At 35.9% G+C, this 14,587-nt stretch carries 24 protein-coding genes and 1 tRNA gene; 11 read left to right on the forward strand and 14 right to left on the reverse strand.

Annotation, left to right across the window (positions count from 1 at the left end):
- Window positions 1-222: 222 nt before the first annotated feature.
- Window positions 223-549: a TusE/DsrC/DsvC family sulfur relay protein gene (locus CVPH_RS03845; RefSeq protein WP_201342192.1), complete on the reverse strand. Its 327-nt coding sequence runs from the start codon at window positions 547-549 to the stop codon at window positions 223-225.
- Between the two features lie 68 nt (window positions 550-617).
- Here CVPH_RS03845 and lepB point away from each other — a divergent pair, with 68 nt between their 5' ends.
- A complete protein-coding gene (gene lepB / locus CVPH_RS03850; protein WP_201342193.1) occupies window positions 618-1,502 on the forward strand; it encodes a signal peptidase I in 885 nt (294 codons plus the stop codon).
- Between the two features lie 22 nt (window positions 1,503-1,524).
- On the opposite strand, the gene CVPH_RS03855 is transcribed toward lepB, so the two are convergent.
- From CVPH_RS03855 to CVPH_RS03865, 4 genes are read right to left on the reverse strand one after another with little or no spacing between them, the layout of a single operon-like run.
- Window positions 1,525-2,319 (reverse strand): ParB/RepB/Spo0J family partition protein, encoded by a 795-nt coding sequence (locus CVPH_RS03855; protein WP_201342194.1) that lies wholly within the window; start codon window positions 2,317-2,319, stop codon window positions 1,525-1,527.
- A 29-nt stretch (window positions 2,320-2,348) separates the two neighbouring features.
- The gene (locus CVPH_RS03860; protein WP_342590465.1) at window positions 2,349-3,020 is read right to left on the reverse strand and encodes a ParA family protein; all 672 of its coding nucleotides are present in this window, start codon (window positions 3,018-3,020) and stop codon (window positions 2,349-2,351) included.
- On the reverse strand, window positions 3,001-3,096 hold the full coding sequence (locus CVPH_RS10985; protein ID WP_342590466.1) for a ParA family protein: 96 nt from the start codon (window positions 3,094-3,096) through the stop codon (window positions 3,001-3,003). Before CVPH_RS10985 ends, CVPH_RS03860 begins: the two co-directional genes overlap by 20 nt.
- Window positions 3,096-4,436: a S41 family peptidase gene (locus CVPH_RS03865; protein WP_201342195.1), complete on the reverse strand. Its 1,341-nt coding sequence runs from the start codon at window positions 4,434-4,436 to the stop codon at window positions 3,096-3,098. Before CVPH_RS03865 ends, CVPH_RS10985 begins: the two co-directional genes overlap by 1 nt.
- Window positions 4,437-4,537: 101 nt before the next feature.
- Here CVPH_RS03865 and CVPH_RS03870 point away from each other — a divergent pair, with 101 nt between their 5' ends.
- From CVPH_RS03870 to CVPH_RS03890, 5 genes are all read left to right on the forward strand, one after another.
- A complete protein-coding gene (locus CVPH_RS03870) occupies window positions 4,538-5,119 on the forward strand; it encodes an ABC transporter substrate-binding protein (RefSeq protein ID WP_201342196.1) in 582 nt (193 codons plus the stop codon).
- A gap of 29 nt (window positions 5,120-5,148) precedes the next feature.
- Entirely contained in the window at window positions 5,149-5,454 is a 306-nt protein-coding gene (locus CVPH_RS03875; protein WP_201342197.1) for an ArsR/SmtB family transcription factor, read from the forward strand.
- A gap of 26 nt (window positions 5,455-5,480) precedes the next feature.
- A tRNA-Arg gene (locus CVPH_RS03880) sits at window positions 5,481-5,557 on the forward strand.
- A gap of 16 nt (window positions 5,558-5,573) precedes the next feature.
- Window positions 5,574-6,353, forward strand: coding sequence for a prolipoprotein diacylglyceryl transferase (gene lgt, locus CVPH_RS03885; RefSeq protein WP_201342198.1), 780 nt, complete (start codon window positions 5,574-5,576; stop codon window positions 6,351-6,353).
- Window positions 6,350-7,144, forward strand: a complete 795-nt coding sequence (locus CVPH_RS03890) for a thymidylate synthase (RefSeq protein WP_201342199.1) — start codon at window positions 6,350-6,352, stop codon at window positions 7,142-7,144. The genes lgt and CVPH_RS03890 overlap by 4 nt, the downstream gene beginning before the upstream one ends.
- Window positions 7,145-7,201: 57 nt before the next feature.
- Here CVPH_RS03890 and CVPH_RS10730 read toward each other — a convergent pair whose 3' ends face one another.
- The 4 genes from CVPH_RS10730 to cas6 form a co-directional block, all read right to left on the reverse strand.
- The gene (locus CVPH_RS10730; RefSeq protein ID WP_281064670.1) at window positions 7,202-7,324 is read right to left on the reverse strand and encodes a hypothetical protein; all 123 of its coding nucleotides are present in this window, start codon (window positions 7,322-7,324) and stop codon (window positions 7,202-7,204) included.
- 81 nt (window positions 7,325-7,405) lie between these two features.
- Complete coding sequence (locus tag CVPH_RS03895) at window positions 7,406-7,681, reverse strand: thioredoxin fold domain-containing protein (RefSeq protein ID WP_201342200.1); 276 nt, start codon at window positions 7,679-7,681, stop codon at window positions 7,406-7,408.
- Window positions 7,682-7,752: 71 nt separating this feature from the next.
- Window positions 7,753-7,977: a thioredoxin fold domain-containing protein gene (locus CVPH_RS03900; RefSeq protein ID WP_201342201.1), complete on the reverse strand. Its 225-nt coding sequence runs from the start codon at window positions 7,975-7,977 to the stop codon at window positions 7,753-7,755.
- A 143-nt stretch (window positions 7,978-8,120) separates the two neighbouring features.
- A complete protein-coding gene (cas6, locus tag CVPH_RS03905) occupies window positions 8,121-8,783 on the reverse strand; it encodes a type I-MYXAN CRISPR-associated protein Cas6/Cmx6 (RefSeq protein WP_201342202.1) in 663 nt (220 codons plus the stop codon).
- A gap of 80 nt (window positions 8,784-8,863) precedes the next feature.
- Between cas6 and rnc the strand changes: the two genes are divergently transcribed.
- Genes rnc through acpS form a run of 5 tightly spaced genes read left to right on the forward strand, consistent with a single transcriptional unit; the run spans window position 8,864 to window position 12,249 of the window.
- Entirely contained in the window at window positions 8,864-9,529 is a 666-nt protein-coding gene (rnc, locus tag CVPH_RS03910) for a ribonuclease III (protein ID WP_201342203.1), read from the forward strand.
- Window positions 9,526-10,452 carry a GTPase Era gene (gene era / locus CVPH_RS03915; RefSeq protein WP_201342204.1) on the forward strand — a complete coding sequence of 309 codons (927 nt, stop codon included), beginning with the start codon at window positions 9,526-9,528 and terminating at the stop codon, window positions 10,450-10,452. The genes rnc and era overlap by 4 nt, the downstream gene beginning before the upstream one ends.
- Window positions 10,445-11,137 (forward strand): DNA repair protein RecO, encoded by a 693-nt coding sequence (gene recO / locus CVPH_RS03920; protein ID WP_201342205.1) that lies wholly within the window; start codon window positions 10,445-10,447, stop codon window positions 11,135-11,137. Before era ends, recO begins: the two co-directional genes overlap by 8 nt.
- A 6-nt stretch (window positions 11,138-11,143) precedes the next feature.
- Window positions 11,144-11,869, forward strand: coding sequence for a pyridoxine 5'-phosphate synthase (gene pdxJ / locus CVPH_RS03925; protein WP_201342206.1), 726 nt, complete (start codon window positions 11,144-11,146; stop codon window positions 11,867-11,869).
- Window positions 11,866-12,249 (forward strand): holo-ACP synthase, encoded by a 384-nt coding sequence (gene acpS, locus CVPH_RS03930; protein WP_201342207.1) that lies wholly within the window; start codon window positions 11,866-11,868, stop codon window positions 12,247-12,249. Before pdxJ ends, acpS begins: the two co-directional genes overlap by 4 nt.
- Here the strand turns inward: acpS and CVPH_RS03935 are convergent.
- The 5 genes from CVPH_RS03935 to CVPH_RS03955 all read right to left on the reverse strand — a co-directional run bounded on the left by CVPH_RS03935 (window position 12,246) and on the right by CVPH_RS03955 (window position 14,459).
- Window positions 12,246-12,551 (reverse strand): hypothetical protein, encoded by a 306-nt coding sequence (locus CVPH_RS03935; protein ID WP_201342208.1) that lies wholly within the window; start codon window positions 12,549-12,551, stop codon window positions 12,246-12,248. The genes acpS and CVPH_RS03935 overlap by 4 nt on opposite strands.
- A 43-nt stretch (window positions 12,552-12,594) precedes the next feature.
- On the reverse strand, window positions 12,595-12,867 hold the full coding sequence (locus CVPH_RS03940; RefSeq protein WP_201342209.1) for a pentapeptide repeat-containing protein: 273 nt from the start codon (window positions 12,865-12,867) through the stop codon (window positions 12,595-12,597).
- A complete protein-coding gene (locus tag CVPH_RS03945; RefSeq protein ID WP_225879802.1) occupies window positions 12,845-13,129 on the reverse strand; it encodes a hypothetical protein in 285 nt (94 codons plus the stop codon). Before CVPH_RS03945 ends, CVPH_RS03940 begins: the two co-directional genes overlap by 23 nt.
- A 185-nt stretch (window positions 13,130-13,314) precedes the next feature.
- Window positions 13,315-14,013, reverse strand: coding sequence for a bifunctional 2-polyprenyl-6-hydroxyphenol methylase/3-demethylubiquinol 3-O-methyltransferase UbiG (ubiG, locus tag CVPH_RS03950; RefSeq protein ID WP_201342211.1), 699 nt, complete (start codon window positions 14,011-14,013; stop codon window positions 13,315-13,317).
- Window positions 14,010-14,459, reverse strand: coding sequence for a peroxiredoxin (locus tag CVPH_RS03955; RefSeq protein WP_201342212.1), 450 nt, complete (start codon window positions 14,457-14,459; stop codon window positions 14,010-14,012). Before CVPH_RS03955 ends, ubiG begins: the two co-directional genes overlap by 4 nt.
- Window positions 14,460-14,587 lie beyond the last annotated feature (128 nt).

Consider the following 14,587-nt stretch of genomic DNA (forward strand, 5'->3'; position numbering starts at 1 on the left):
TGATGATTTTGCAAGGGAGTGGAAATCATAGAACAATAATTTAACCAATTAAAACTCTATAAAAATTAGTTGGGATGTATTTTTGAAAAGACATCAAAGATGAGTCAAAAATACTGAGTATTTTGTCTAATTTTGGTATTGTAACACCCTAATAAATTTGTAAAATAGATAAGCTGGCGCAGGTAATACCAAAAAGCATCAACGCCAGATTTCCCTTAAGGGTTAATAACCGCCTTTGCGTTTAGTTTCAGGCAGTCCAGCAATTTTACCCGCTTGCTTGGCAGGGCCTTTTGGAAATAATGCGTATAACTCTTTAGTACTTAATTTACCTTTCCAGTCATCCTTTAAGCCTTTGACCATATTGCGCTCGTTAGGCTGGTTGGCGTTGTTATTGATATATTCACCACGTAAAAAATTAATCAATTTAAAGCTGTCATCTGTTAAGTTGACACCTTCTTCTTCTGCTAACTCACGAGCAACGTCTTCATTCCATTCATTAAGATCTTTTAGGTACCCGTGATCATCTCTTTCTAAATCAGCTAGCGCCATTTCTTTCTCCATCAATTAAAAAGTAATTATTATATAATAATTACTTTTTAAATTCGCTTATTTTTATTATGACAATTGAAAACGCTTCACCTTTTTTTGCATGGGATGTTTCTTCATTTTTGGCTTTATTTCTAGCATTGGCTTTTATTATTGTGGTTATTGATCAATTATTTTTTAATCACACGCAAATGCCAGTTACAGATAAAGAGCAAAAACCAATTCTGGGGAGGTTTATTTACTTTTCTTTATTTTTGCGTTTTAATAAATCTGAAAAATATTTAAATCGTCCTAAAATAGTACAGTGGTCAGCTGAATTTTTCCCAGTATTGTTATTAGTGTTTGCACTTCGAGGTTTTGTTATTGAACCGTTTAGAATTCCTTCAAATTCAATGATGCCAACTTTATTAACAGGCGATTTTATTTTGGTATCAAAGTTTGATTATGGCGTTAGTATTCCAATTTTAAATAAAAAAATAATCGAGTTTTCAAAGCCTGAAAGAGGCGATGTTGTTGTATTTAGGTATCCTAATTATGAAAAAAAATCAAAATATCAGGGCGCTGATTTTATTAAGCGTGTCATTGGTATTCCGGGCGATAAGATAATTTACCGTGCGGATAGCTTGTATGTGAATGGTGTAAAAATTAACAATAAAAATATTGGTGCGTATCAAGGCGTTGAGTCGGGCTCAACCATGACAGGCTTTAAGCATAAGCGTGAATTATTAGACAATAACCCGCATAATATTTTGCTAGATCCAAATCAACACTCCAAAAGTGTAAAACTAACCGTACCAGAAGAGCATTACTTTGTGATGGGTGATAATCGTGCTCGTAGTAGTGATTCTCGTTTTTGGGGTTTTGTGCCAGAATCATATATTATTGGCAAAGCATTTGGCATCTGGATGCACTGGGATAAGTCTTTAAAGCTTGATAGAATTGGTGGCTTTGATTAGTTAATGTGATTTAGAATATTATTTAACTCATCCATTGATTGCCATTTGGTTTAATTTCAGTTTTTGAGGCTAGCTTTTTACTTAAAGTTTGCATCAGCTCTAAAATACGCGGCTCAATTGAGGTTGATTTTTTAGGGATTGGGTTAAGCGCTTTTTTGACCAATTCTTCAGTTTGACGAACAGATAAAGATTTTTTAATAACCTGATTGGCCACATCAAGTTGCTGCTCTTTTGTCAGTGACAAAAGAGCTCGCGCATGACCCATTTCTATATCACCACTGCTAAGCAGTTGTTTAACAGCATCGTTAAGTTGTAATAGGCGAATTAAATTACTTACTGTAGAGCGAGAGCGGCCAACGACACTGGAAACTTTTTCATGGGTCATTTTGAAATCTTCAATAAGTTGTTGTAGCGCTTTTGCTTCTTCAAGCGGCGTTAAAGATTCGCGTTGAATGTTTTCAATCAGACCAATGGCAAGTGCTACTTGATCATCAATTTTACGAATGATAACGGGTACTTCATTTAAACCGGCAATTTTTGCCGCTCGCCAACGCCGCTCACCAGCAATAATTTCATATTTATCATAGCCTACTTTACGTACAACTAATGGCTGAATGACACCTTGTGAAGTAATAGAACTGGCCAATTCATTTAGCGTGTCGGGGTCAATGTCGTCTCTAGGTTGGAATTTTCCTCGTTGCAACCAAGCAATATTTAACATTTTTAAGTTATTTTCGGAATTAGCTTGATCACTTGTAGAAGGGACTTGCCCTAATAATATGTCCAACCCACGCCCTAGTTTTGAAATTTTTGCCATATTAATTGATTAACGTTTTCCTTAGCACTTCACTGGCTAAAGAGATATAAGAAATTGCCCCCTTTGGATAATCTTGCATAGCTAATCACATCTTGTCCAAAACTCGGCGCTTCTGCTAATTTTACATTTCTAAGGATGATTGTTTTAAAGACTTTGTGTGAAAAATATTGAAGCAGCTGAATAGATACTTCATTGGATAGGTTGTTCCTTATATCAAACATTGTGCGTATTAAACCTGTAATCTCCAAGTTAGGATTGGTGGTTGATCTAATTTTATCAATTGTTTGTATTAATGCACTCAAGCCTTCTAATGCGTAGTACTCACACTGCATTGGGATGATAATACCATCTGATGCGGTAAAAGCATTAATGGTTAGCATATTAAGCGAGGGTGGGCAGTCAATAATAATATAGTCGTACTCAGCACTAATTTTAGCAATTGCTTTTTTGAGTTTATATTCAGAATTATCTTTACGTAACAAAGTAACTTCAGCGGCGACAAGGTCGGTGTTTGAACCCAACACATCTATACCAGATTCATCAACATGAATAATGGCTTTGTCAATACTACATTCATCTAATAACAACTCGAAAATAGAATAATTAAGGTTGTATTTATCTACGCCACAACCCATCGTTGCATTGCCTTGAGGATCAATATCAACAAGTAATACGCGCTTTTTAATGGCTTTTAATGCCATATATACTTAGATTGATCACTGTTGTTGTCTTGCCAACGCCACCTTTTTGATTTGCAACAGAAAGTGTAATTGCCATTATTGGCTGTTTAAAACTGTTAAAGCTTTTAATAGATTTGTGGCTTCGTGCACAAAATAATCTTTTTTTAATTTTTCAATGGTTGTTTTATTTTGTTTTGTTTTGTTTTTTTCTTGGGCGCTTAGTATTTCTTTAGAAGACAGTTTAGAAGGATCCTCAATTTCTAAGTGACCATCAAGGTCTTTTTCCTTAGTCTCAATCACTGATTTTTCTGCTTCATTTTCTAAACTAATGTTTTTTAGTTCAATATCAGGAACAATACCTTTGGCTTGAATAGAGCGCCCATTTGGTGTGTAATATCTGGCAGTTGTAAGTTTAAGTCCATAGCCTTTTTGAAGCTCAAGAATAGTTTGCACCGAGCCTTTTCCAAACGAAGTACTGCCCATAATAATGGCACGTTTATGGTCTTGCAATGCACCTGCAACAATTTCTGATGCAGAAGCTGAGCCTTCATTGATTAGTACAACAATAGGTAATCCTTGCATGATGTCATTTGATTTTGTTTTGAATTTAAGATTTGAGCTTGGAATCCTGCCTTTGGTGTAAACCACCAGTCCTTTCTTGTCAAGAAATAAATTTGATACATCAACTGCGCCATTCAAAACACCGCCTGGATTGTTTCTCAAATCAAGAATTAATGAGCTAAGTTGGGCATTGTTTTCTTCAACCAAATCATTAAAAGTCTGTTTGAGTAGTTTTGCTGTTGGATTTTGAAAGCTAGAGATACGTATATAGCCAATATTTTTTTCCAGTAAATAGCCTTTAACCGAGATAATGGTAATAATTTCTCTAGTAATGTTAACAATAAATGGTTTCTTATTTTTACGTACAATGGTAATTTGGATGTCAGTACCCGCTTTGCCACGCATTAACTCAACACCATCCTCTAAAGCCATGCCACGTACTGGCTTATCACCAATTTTCACAATTAAATCGCCTGCTTGAATACCGGCTCTATAGGCAGGTGTATCGTCAATAGGAGAAATCACTTGAATGGCCTCGTCTTTCATGCCAATAACAATACCAAGACCGCCAAATTTTCCCGAGGCGCTTTCGAGTAGGTTTTTTTGTTCTTTAGGTTCAAGATAGCCTGAATGCGGGTCTAACCCACTGACCATACCTTTTATAGCATGATTAAATAGTTTTTTATTGTCAACATCATCAACGTACAGCTGTTTAATATTGCTAAAAACAGCTGTGAACATTTCAAGGTCTTTGAAAAAAGCTTCTATTTTTTGTTTTTCAGCATCGCTTTTCGCTAATGCGGGTGTATAAATGCCAAAAAGTGTATAAAAAAGCGTTAAAAATAGTGAATATTTAAAAAAGTTCAAGAAAGTCATAATATAATCATTTGCTTATAGAAAGTTTAAATATAATACTATTAAACCAATATTATTATTTTGAATTTTACTTGGTTTTTTTAAAAAAAATGGAGAAAAAAATGAGAAGATTAAATGTAATTTTGTTAGCTTTAATGATGTTTACCTCATTAAGCGCTTTTGCGGAAAGAGTAACACAAGACAATGGCCCAGTTCAGGCAATACAAACAGCGATTGTAAAGCTTAATCAGTTAACAACCATGGTATATTCGCCAAAAATGCTTAATTTTTTCGTCGAAAAAGAAATTGCACCATTGTTTGACTTTAACCACATTGCCAGTGAAGTTTTGCTAGTGACCAATAATCGCTTGGGCGAAGAAGAGACCAAGTTTTTTGTCAACAGGTTGAAAAACAATATGATGAGCACTCTATTAGCAAGATTGTCTCAAGTAAACTCTACCTCGTTTCAATTTATATCTGCTCGGCCAATGATGGACAGCTCAATTGCAGTACAACTTAAAGTCAATGGGTATATTTCATTTGGCGGTATTTATCTTGATTTGTTATTTCATCAAAACGAGGATAAACAATGGCAAGTTTTTGATATTGTGCTTAATAATGACAGCCTGATTAACTATTATCAAAAGATGGTATTAATCAAAGTTAGGCGATATGGCATTTATGGCATGTTGGGTAGACTTTAATTAATTTTAAAGAATATAGAGGATTAATTATGAGCGAAATAGCTTTATTAGAAAAAGAAGAAGATATTGAAAAAGCAACAAGAGCTTTAAAAGCAATGGCACACCCGCTACGTTTAAAGATTTTATGCGCACTAAAAAATGACGAATTACCCGTATTAGAAATTGTAAAAAAAGTGGGCTCTTCACAATCTAATATTTCACAACATATTGACATCCTTAGAACCAAAAATATTGTCGAATCTCGGCGTGATGGCAATAAAATACTATGCAAAGTTAAAGACGCAAAGGTTCTAAAACTGGTGTCTAATATACAAGCAGTGTTCTGTTGTGAATAAGGTTAATTTTAACAACTTTTGTCTATGCGCTCGTAGCTCAGCTGGATAGAGTGTTAGCCTCCGAAGCTAAATGTCGGGTGTTCGAATCACCTCGAGCGCACCAGTTAGGAATATTAAGTATGACTTATCCAATCATTAATCCAATTGCACTAGATTTAGGTTTTGTACAAATCTATTGGTATGGGTTGATGTATTTGATGGCTTTTTTAGCTGCTTATTTATTGGCGAATTATCGCGCCAAGCAACTCAATAACTGGCATACGCAACAAATTGAAGATTTAATTTTTTATGGTGCAATTGGTGTGGTTGCTGGTGGTCGTTTGGGCTATATGTTGTTTTACAATTTGCCAAATTTTTTATCCGATCCTTTGTTAATTTTTGCCATTCAAGAAGGTGGCATGTCTTTTCACGGTGGTTTTTTAGGTGTGTTGTTGGCGATGGTTTTGTTTAATCGAAAATATAACAAAACTTTTTTTACCACAATGGATTTTGTTGCACCACTTGTGCCATTAGGATTGGGTTTTGGCAGATTGGGTAATTTTATCAACAGTGAACTTTGGGGCAAAATAACCACCAGCCCATTTGGTATGTACATTGAACAGCAAGGGGTAAGTCGATATCCATCACAATTGTTTGAAGCGTTTTTAGAAGGTTTAATTTTATTTATTATTCTTTGGGTGTTTAGCAACAAGTTGCGCCCGTCCATATCAATTTCAGCATTATTTTTGATTTTCTATGGCTTGTTTAGATTTATAATTGAATTTGTTCGAGTGCCAGATGTGCAGCTGGGTTATTTGACTTTTGGTTGGCTTACTATGGGACAATTGCTAAGTCTACCAATGATAGCGTTTGGTATTATGCTATTGCGAAAAGCATATCTTAAAAAGGAGGTAATGTGAAACAATACTTAGATTTTTTAAGACTGGTTAAAAATACTGGCATCAACAAAACTGACAGAACAGGCACAGGAACAACCAGCTTGTTTGGACACCAAATGCGTTTTGATTTATCTAAGGGTTTTCCACTTGTCACTACCAAGCGTGTACATTTGCTTTCGGTTGTGCACGAATTGCTGTGGTTTCTTAGTGGCAATACTAACATTAAATATTTACAAGAAAATGGCGTGCGAATTTGGAATGAATGGGCGGATGAGAATGGGGATTTAGGTCCAGTTTACGGCGCACAGTGGCGTAATTGGAAAAATGCTAGAGGTGAAAGTATTGATCAAATCATGCAAGTGGTGGCACAAATCAAAAGCACACCAGGTTCTCGTAGAATTATTGTTTCAGCTTGGAATGTTGGTGAATTAGAAAATATGGTATTACCGCCTTGTCATGTATTTTTTCAGTTTTACGTGGCTGATGGAAAACTATCTTGCCAGTTGTACCAAAGAAGTGCAGATATTTTTCTTGGTGTGCCATTTAATATTGCATCATATGCATTATTAACGCATATGATGGCGCAACAGTGTGATTTGGAAGTGGGTGATTTTATTTGGAGTGGTGGTGATTGTCATATTTATTCCAATCATGCCGAGCAAGTAGAAACACAATTATCCCGTAGCCCAAAAGCACTAGCAACCCTTAAAATAAAGCGCAAACCTGAGAGTATTTTTGATTATAGTTTTGAGGATTTTGAGTTTATAAATTACGTATTTGACGCACCCATTAAAGCACCAGTCGCCATTTAAATTATTTCCAAATATCCACTGTAATGTCTTGAGCACGAAGCTTATCTGACTTATCTTCTAAACAATGGCTGGCTTGTAAGTAAGTTTTAAATCCTCATACCATTTTTTAGCGGTAGTTCGTTTACCTGATGGGGTAATAATTTTGGTGTCTGATAGGGCGTTAAGCTGTATTACTTGCATAGTTTTTAATAAGGCTTCGGTTTTTGTTCTAGCCGCATGGGTGTTTGATGAAAGGTGTTACATTCTTGACAATTAGGTTCTTTAAAAAACAGCCAAATAATTTTGCGCTGGTAAGGCTTTATTACGAGATAGCATGTGTGGCGGCGTTTCAAATAATGGGTTTTGGTTAAGACTACCTGTTTTGTCTTTTTTAAGGTTATTGCTATAACTAGAAAAACTTTGGTTTAAATATTTTTTAGCAGAAACATAATCAAGTACTTTGTGTATTTTTTCAACCGATTGATAGCCATTAAGCCTAAGTACGCTATCACCTTTTGAGTTTAAGAAGACAAGGGTAGGGGTGAATTGCACTTTCATTAAAGCTGAAAATTATTTTTCTGTCAATTCTCTGCCTGCCTGCCTTGCCAGTCAGTCAAATCTCTATCGCCCTACATATTCGTTTCAATAACGTCAAAATCTTTTTGTAGTTTGGCGACTAAAGAGGCATTATGAAAATTATCTTCAACTAATTTAGAGCAATAAGGACAGCTATTTTGATGAAAGTAAGTCATCACATGTTTGTTATTGTTTGCTGCCTCTTCCAAGTCTTCAGAAAAATCCATAAAAGACGCTTTAAACCAATTAGGCACCTCGTCAACGACCTTGGCATCCAAAAATTCATTTTCTTTCGAAGGCCTAATTGCAACCAGATGAAAATGAGACAAGTAAAGAAAATAATAGTATCAAAGCACGCACAATGTATCCTTAGAAGTTGTTTAATGGTTTAGTAGCAGTACTAAAATGCTTTTAGTGCAAGTTAAATGCTTGCGATGTCTTTGTGTGGAATAAACAAGCCACAACCTAATAACCGATAATCACCAAGACCTTTTTTTTGTAATAATACCGATTCATCTTTTTTTAAATCAGCCACCATTAGCGAGCGAGTGTGGATAGTACTAGTGTCAGTTTTAATGTTATTCTCAAGACCGACCATCATTTTTTTAACAGAAATACCAAGTATTTTTAGGCGTTCAAAAGCAACTTGTAAAAAATCCTCCTCACTCATTTCCTTGCCACAAGCAATACTTTTTGCAAACAATACAGGCATATCACTAAGTAACTTTGGCTTTAAAGATTTGATAATATCTATTTGATATTCGCCTAAATCTAGTGTTTTTCCAAGTAATTGCCGAACCTTGTTAAGCTTATTTTTTGGCACTCTAATGGTTAGTTTTGAGCGTTTAGAGGGGTAATAAAATCCATCTTCGTGGTTTTGCATCCAGCCGTTACCATCTGCGACACTGATGTTAAATATGCCAGCACCCACCTCATCAAGCCATGGTAATTGTTTAAGTAGTGCTTGTGCTAGTAGAAAGCCATGATCAATGGGTAAAATTCTAGCATGGATATTGAACACTGCATCTTGTATGGTTTCAGGCAGCGTAAAATGTTCTTTTTTAGCGTTTTCTTGCCAAAACATAAAATAGTAAATTATCAGCTTAAGTTATAATAGGTACCTATTATAAACTTATTAATCGTTATAAAACCCAATACAAAGTAATGGAAAAATTACAAAAAAAAATTAATTATCAATTTAAAGATTTGTCTTTATTAAAGTTTGCTTTGACGCACCGCTCTATGGGTAAAAACAATAACGAACGTTTAGAATTTTTAGGCGATAGTATTTTAGGTATGGTCATTTCAAAAGAGCTTTATCAGCGCTTTGCTCATATTGACGAAGGCAAGCTTTCTCGATTAAGATCACATCTGGTTAGAGGGCAAACTTTGGCGCAACTGAGTGTGGCACTAGAATTGTCAAACAATTTGATTTTAGGTTCTGGTGAATTAAAAAGCGGTGGTTACAGGCGTGAATCTATTCAAGCAGATGCTGTTGAGGCAATATTCGGTGCAGTGTTGTTGGATTCTAATTTTGAAACCACGAGTACAGTTATCTTAGGTCTTTTTGAGACGTTATTAAACAATATCAGCCCAGATGATTCGCTAAAAGATCCAAAGACACAATTACAAGAATACTTACAAAAGCGTGGCAACGTTTTGCCAAAATATGAACTCACTGATATAACAGGCAAAGATCATAATGCAATATTTACAATAAATTGTCTTTTAAAGGACCAAAACTTACAAGATAGCGAATCTGCTAAAAGTATTAAAAAAGCAGAACAATCTTGTGCACAAACCTTATTAAAAAAACTAAAAAAATTATGAATCCCAAACAACTTACAACAAGCAATAAAACCACCAAGCCAAATTTTAAGTCAGGTTTTATTGCAGTTGTGGGGCGGCCTAATGTTGGTAAATCTACACTTATTAATGAATTAATTGGGCAGAAATTATCCATCACTTCGCATCGTCCACAAACCACGCGCCACCGCATCCACGCTATTGATACAACTGATGATTATCAAATGGTATTTGTGGATACACCGGGCATTCATATGGGTAATTCCAAAGCCATTAATTCTTATATGAACAGAGCGGCCAGTTCAACCATAGCAGATGTGGATATTATTTTATGGCTAACAGAAGTGGGCAAATGGACCAAAGAGGATTCAAGAGTTTTGGAGCATATTACTCGAGTAGAAGTGCCTGTTGTTTTATGTATTAATAAAATTGACAAACTAAAATCTGCGCAAGAGGTATTGCCATTTTTGGACAGAGTGTCTCAAAAATACCAGCCAACAGATTTGTTCCCTTTGTCAGCATTTAAAAAGAAAGATATTGGTGTATTACGTGAGTTGGTTTTGCAATACCTGCCAAAACAAGCTCTTATTTTTGATGCTGACTATATAACCGATAGAAGTGAAAAATTTATTGTTGCCGAGTTTATTCGAGAAAAACTCATGCGCTATTTAGAAGATGAGCTGCCTTATGATTTAACTGTTGAAATTGAACAATTTGAACAAGATGGCAACCTGCAACGAATTTCTGCCCGTATTTTTGTTGATAAGGCTTCACAAAAAAATATCGTGATTGGCAATAAAGGTGATATGCTCAAACTAATTGGCACTGAAGCACGAAAAAGTATCGAAGGCTTTTTGGACAGAAAAGTATTCTTAAAGCTTTGGGTCAAAGTCAAACAAGGTTGGTCTGATGATAAGCGCGCGCTGGCCTCGTTAGGATATGACTAAAGTTGAGCTAACCCCTGCTTTTTTAATCCATCGTCGGGCTTTTAAAAATTCATCACTACTACTTGATTTTTTTACCCGTGATTTTGGCAAAATTCGTCTAGTTGGTAGAGGACTTAGAGGGTCAAAAACCAACATTCAGATGTTTCAAAATTTGAGCATTTCATTTGCAGGTAGAGGTGGGCTAAAAGCACTAAGTTATTGGGAAATTGATGATGTGCCTAGGAATTTTAAAGGTGAAGAATTGATATTGGGTATGTATGTGAATGAGCTTATATCAAGGCTATTGCATGAGCAAGACCCATATTCTGAGCTGTTTGCACAGTATCAGAAATTTGTAAGCCAAATGGGGCATTTAAAGCAAAGTGCTAAGTATTGGCATTTAAGAATATTTGAAAATAACTTATTAACTGAATTGGGTTATGGCATGTGTTTTACAGAAGATATTAATGGTAATGAAATTGACCAAAACAGCCATTATGAATATCAACCCCAAGCAGGATTTATGCCCAATTCTTTGGGTAAAATATCAGGAAAATTAATCAACCAATTACTCATAGAAGCGGTTGAAGATGTACCAGATGCGCAACAATTAAAAGTTTGCCGAGATTTAAACAGACAGCGCCTAAGTGTGCTTTTGGACGACAAACCTTTAAAAAGCCGGTCTTTATTTTTTATTAAACAATAACAAACAATGGGTATTTATTTAGGTATTAATATTGATCATATTGCCACCATCAGGCAAGCCAGAGGTACAAACTACCCCTCACCAATAGAGGCGGCTTTATTATGTGAAAAATCAGGCGCAGACAGTATTACACTACATTTGCGTGAAGACAGACGCCACATTCAAGATGCCGATGTGGAAATTCTACGTAACCAACTCACCACAAAAATGAACCTAGAAATAGCAGCAACAGATGAAATGATTGCCATTGCTAGCAAAATCAAACCTCAGGATTGTTGTCTAGTGCCTGAAAATCGTGAGGAGTTAACCACCGAAGGTGGGCTTGATGTAGCATCGCAAATATCCAGAATGAAAGACGTTTGCCTACGCTTGAACGAATCACATATTATTGTTTCTTTGTTTATTGACGCACAAAAAAATCAAATTGATGCAGCTAAACAGTGTGGTGCGTCTGTGATTGAGCTCCATACTGGGCATTATGCTAATGCAACTAATGAGGCGCAACTAGTAGAACTTGAAAAGATCAAAACTATGACCACTTATGCACACTCAATTGGCTTGCAAGTCAATGCAGGTCATGGACTGACCTTGGAAAATACAACTGCCATTGCTAAATTACCTGAAATTGTTGAGCTTAATATCGGGCATTCAATTATTGCCAGAGCCGTGTTTGTCGGGCTTGAAGTCACCACTCGTGAGATGAAAACATTAATACTAGAGGCAAGATTATGATTTATGGCGTGGGCACTGATATTATCAATATCAAACGTATTGAGCACATATTAAGCAAAAACAAACAAGGCTTTGTGAAACGCGTATTGTCCGAACATGAACAAGCCCTATTTGCCAATAAAGGCGACAGTGCTGCTTATTGCGCCAAACGTTTTGCCGCTAAAGAAGCCTTTGTAAAGGCTTTGGGTACGGGTATTGGTAAGATTGTTAGTTTTCAAGATTTAACCGTACGTAATAATGAAAACGGCAAGCCGTATTTTATTCCTAGCGAAAAATTACGTTTATACCTTGTGAATAAAAACATTAAGCAGGCGCATCTTAGTTTGTCAGATGAAAAATTTAACGCTATAGCATTTGTCGTTTTAGAAACAGAAAACTAATTGATATATTGACCAAACCCCGCTTTATAAGCCTCATTCTTAGTACCAATACAACCAAATTTTTTTGCGGTTTGATAACTAGATACAGCTAAAGGATATTGTTCTAATACAGGTATAGGCGTTTTGTGCATTTTAAAGCGTTTTAAGCCTTTATTCATTCGTTGAGACCCTGCTGGATTTAACCCGCCACAGTTTTCATTGTAATACTTTACCGCACCAACAATTGCCAGCATTTCGTTGGGTGAAAGTGCCAATCCGTTAAAACTGATAGCAAGTAATAAAAAAGCGAGTATTTTTTTCATTTCATTTCATTAGGTTGTTAAGAATTTTTTGTTCAATTTTTTGTTAGTTAGTGTTGCTCATTTCTTTACTTTTTGGTTGGAATCCTTCGGGAAATTTTGTCCTACTTGAATATTTAGAACTTCTTAAATCAGCATTTCCTAAATTAACTTCGCGTAAATCAGCTTTGTTAAAGCTAATATTTTTAAACTGTCTTTCTGTAAATAGTTTAAAAAGGTTGGACGTGTCTTTTTTAATTGTGAAATCTTGCAGGTCAAATATACATCCATCTAAGTCAAGTTCGCTTGCTTTATATTCATTGGTAAGCCACTGTAGCATAAGTTCGCCTCTCATAATTGCTAGTCGATTTTCTTGGAAAGCTTTTTAACACCTTGATAAAAGCAAGTTTTATTTCTTCTTTATACTTTGGTACTTTTTTCACTAAGTTGGTTAGTCTTTGTGTGGCAATCTCATGACGAACAACCTTATTATTGGTGAGCTTTTTAAAAGCATCGAAAAAATAGTTTTGATGAATATTTTCACGAGTATCGCAGGTTCGAAAATACCATAATAAAGTAGTAGTTGGTAGTGCTAGTAGCACCAAAAATAATGGATTGATTGGTGGTTTGCAAGTGTGGTTTGTAATACAGTCGCATATAGGTTGATATAGATATTTAGCAGATAAAATACCTAGAATAGCATTTAAAAATAAACAAAGAAGACGATGTTTTAAAGTCTTGCCTTTTATATATGAACCAAGGGTTTTAATTTTTGATATGAATTGGGTTATTTTTGATAAAAACACAAATAATTTACACTCACATCATCTTCAAATTTATAGGCTTTTGTAAAGGGGTTATAGGTCATACCAACCATGCCTTTTAGGGTTAAACCTGAGTGTCTTGCCCATTCGTCCATTTCACTAGGCTGGATGAATTTATCCCAGTCGTGCGTGCCTTGGGGCAGGAGTTTGAGGATGTATTCTGCACCGATGATAGCGAATAAATAGGATTTGGCGTTGCGGTTGATGGTTGAAAAGAAGGCTTGTCCGCTAGGTTTGACTAATTTGCTACAAGCTTTGATAATTGAGCTAGGGTCGGGCACGTGTTCTAACATTTCTAAACAGGACACAATATCAAACTTTTCGGGGTGTTGCTCGGCAAATTCTTCCACAGGGATTTTTTGATAATCCACCTCCAAGCCTGATTCAAGCAAGTGCAATTTAGCAACTTCTAAGCCTGCTTCTGCCATGTCAATGCCTGTCACAATCGCGCCTTCTAAAGCGAGGGACTCTGCCAAGATGCCACCACCGCAGCCAACATCAAGGATTTTTTTATCCTTGAGTGAGCCACCACATTTCTCTTTGATGTAATTTAGCCTGAGCGGGTTAATATCATGTAAGGGTTTAAATTCAGAGTTTTTATCCCACCAGCGTGATGCTAGGGCGGCGAATTTATCAATTTCGTTAAAATCTACGTTGCTCATAGTGCTTGCAAATAAGCCAAAACTGCCTCAGCATGACCTTTGACCTTAACCTTGTCCCAAGATTTGAGAATATTGCCATCAGCATCAATCAAGAAAGTTGACCTTACAATGCCCATATATTCACGCCCCATAAACTTTTTTAACTGCCAAACGTTAAACAATTCGCACAAAGTGCCATCAACATCAGCAATCAGTTCAAAAGGGAAATTTTGCTTGGCTTTAAATTTTTCATGTTTGGTTAAATCATCTTTTGAAACACCATAAATCACCGTATTGGCATCTACAAAGGCTTGATGATTGTCTCTAAAATCTTGCCCTTCGGTGGTGCATCCTGGGGTGGCGTCTTTGGGGTAAAAATACAACACGATGTTGCGTCCTCGAGTGTCGGGAATGCTTATTTCTAAATCGCTTGTAGCGGCGCAGGTAATTGGTTGAACTTTATTCATGACTGTATAATGATACGCTTAAAAAAAATCTATTTTACCATATGAGAGACCTTTACATAAGTATGAACAATCATCAAAACACCAGATTTCATCAACTTGGGAATTTTTTAAATCCACGCCTAGCAGAG

It is taken from the genome of Abyssogena phaseoliformis symbiont OG214 (assembly GCF_016592595.1).
Lineage (GTDB): Bacteria > Pseudomonadota > Gammaproteobacteria > PS1 > Pseudothioglobaceae > Ruthia.

Excerpts from the sequence above, each read along its gene's own strand:
- lepB (WP_201342193.1), top strand. The coding sequence starts at position 618 with ATGACAATTGAAAACGCTTCACCTTTTTTTGCATGGGATGTTTCTTCA.
- ubiG (WP_201342211.1), bottom strand. The coding sequence starts at position 14,013 with ATGAGCAACGTAGATTTTAACGAAATTGATAAATTCGCCGCCCTAGCA.
- CVPH_RS03860 (WP_342590465.1), bottom strand. The coding sequence starts at position 3,020 with ATGGCATTAAAAGCCATTAAAAAGCGCGTATTACTTGTTGATATTGAT.
- CVPH_RS03955 (WP_201342212.1), bottom strand. The coding sequence starts at position 14,459 with ATGAATAAAGTTCAACCAATTACCTGCGCCGCTACAAGCGATTTAGAA.
- CVPH_RS03865 (WP_201342195.1), bottom strand. The coding sequence starts at position 4,436 with ATGACTTTCTTGAACTTTTTTAAATATTCACTATTTTTAACGCTTTTT.
- CVPH_RS10985 (WP_342590466.1), bottom strand. The coding sequence starts at position 3,096 with ATGGCAATTACACTTTCTGTTGCAAATCAAAAAGGTGGCGTTGGCAAG.
- acpS (WP_201342207.1), top strand. The coding sequence starts at position 11,866 with ATGATTTATGGCGTGGGCACTGATATTATCAATATCAAACGTATTGAG.
- recO (WP_201342205.1), top strand. The coding sequence starts at position 10,445 with ATGACTAAAGTTGAGCTAACCCCTGCTTTTTTAATCCATCGTCGGGCT.
- CVPH_RS03935 (WP_201342208.1), bottom strand. The coding sequence starts at position 12,551 with ATGAAAAAAATACTCGCTTTTTTATTACTTGCTATCAGTTTTAACGGA.
- CVPH_RS03855 (WP_201342194.1), bottom strand. The coding sequence starts at position 2,319 with ATGGCAAAAATTTCAAAACTAGGGCGTGGGTTGGACATATTATTAGGG.
- CVPH_RS03895 (WP_201342200.1), bottom strand. The coding sequence starts at position 7,681 with ATGAAAGTGCAATTCACCCCTACCCTTGTCTTCTTAAACTCAAAAGGT.
- CVPH_RS03875 (WP_201342197.1), top strand. The coding sequence starts at position 5,149 with ATGAGCGAAATAGCTTTATTAGAAAAAGAAGAAGATATTGAAAAAGCA.
- CVPH_RS03870 (WP_201342196.1), top strand. The coding sequence starts at position 4,538 with ATGAGAAGATTAAATGTAATTTTGTTAGCTTTAATGATGTTTACCTCA.
- CVPH_RS10730 (WP_281064670.1), bottom strand. The coding sequence starts at position 7,324 with ATGCAAGTAATACAGCTTAACGCCCTATCAGACACCAAAATTATTACC.
- rnc (WP_201342203.1), top strand. The coding sequence starts at position 8,864 with ATGGAAAAATTACAAAAAAAAATTAATTATCAATTTAAAGATTTGTCT.
- pdxJ (WP_201342206.1), top strand. The coding sequence starts at position 11,144 with ATGGGTATTTATTTAGGTATTAATATTGATCATATTGCCACCATCAGG.
- lgt (WP_201342198.1), top strand. The coding sequence starts at position 5,574 with ATGACTTATCCAATCATTAATCCAATTGCACTAGATTTAGGTTTTGTA.
- era (WP_201342204.1), top strand. The coding sequence starts at position 9,526 with ATGAATCCCAAACAACTTACAACAAGCAATAAAACCACCAAGCCAAAT.
- cas6 (WP_201342202.1), bottom strand. The coding sequence starts at position 8,783 with ATGTTTTGGCAAGAAAACGCTAAAAAAGAACATTTTACGCTGCCTGAA.
- CVPH_RS03845 (WP_201342192.1), bottom strand. The coding sequence starts at position 549 with ATGGCGCTAGCTGATTTAGAAAGAGATGATCACGGGTACCTAAAAGAT.
- CVPH_RS03940 (WP_201342209.1), bottom strand. The coding sequence starts at position 12,867 with ATGCTACAGTGGCTTACCAATGAATATAAAGCAAGCGAACTTGACTTA.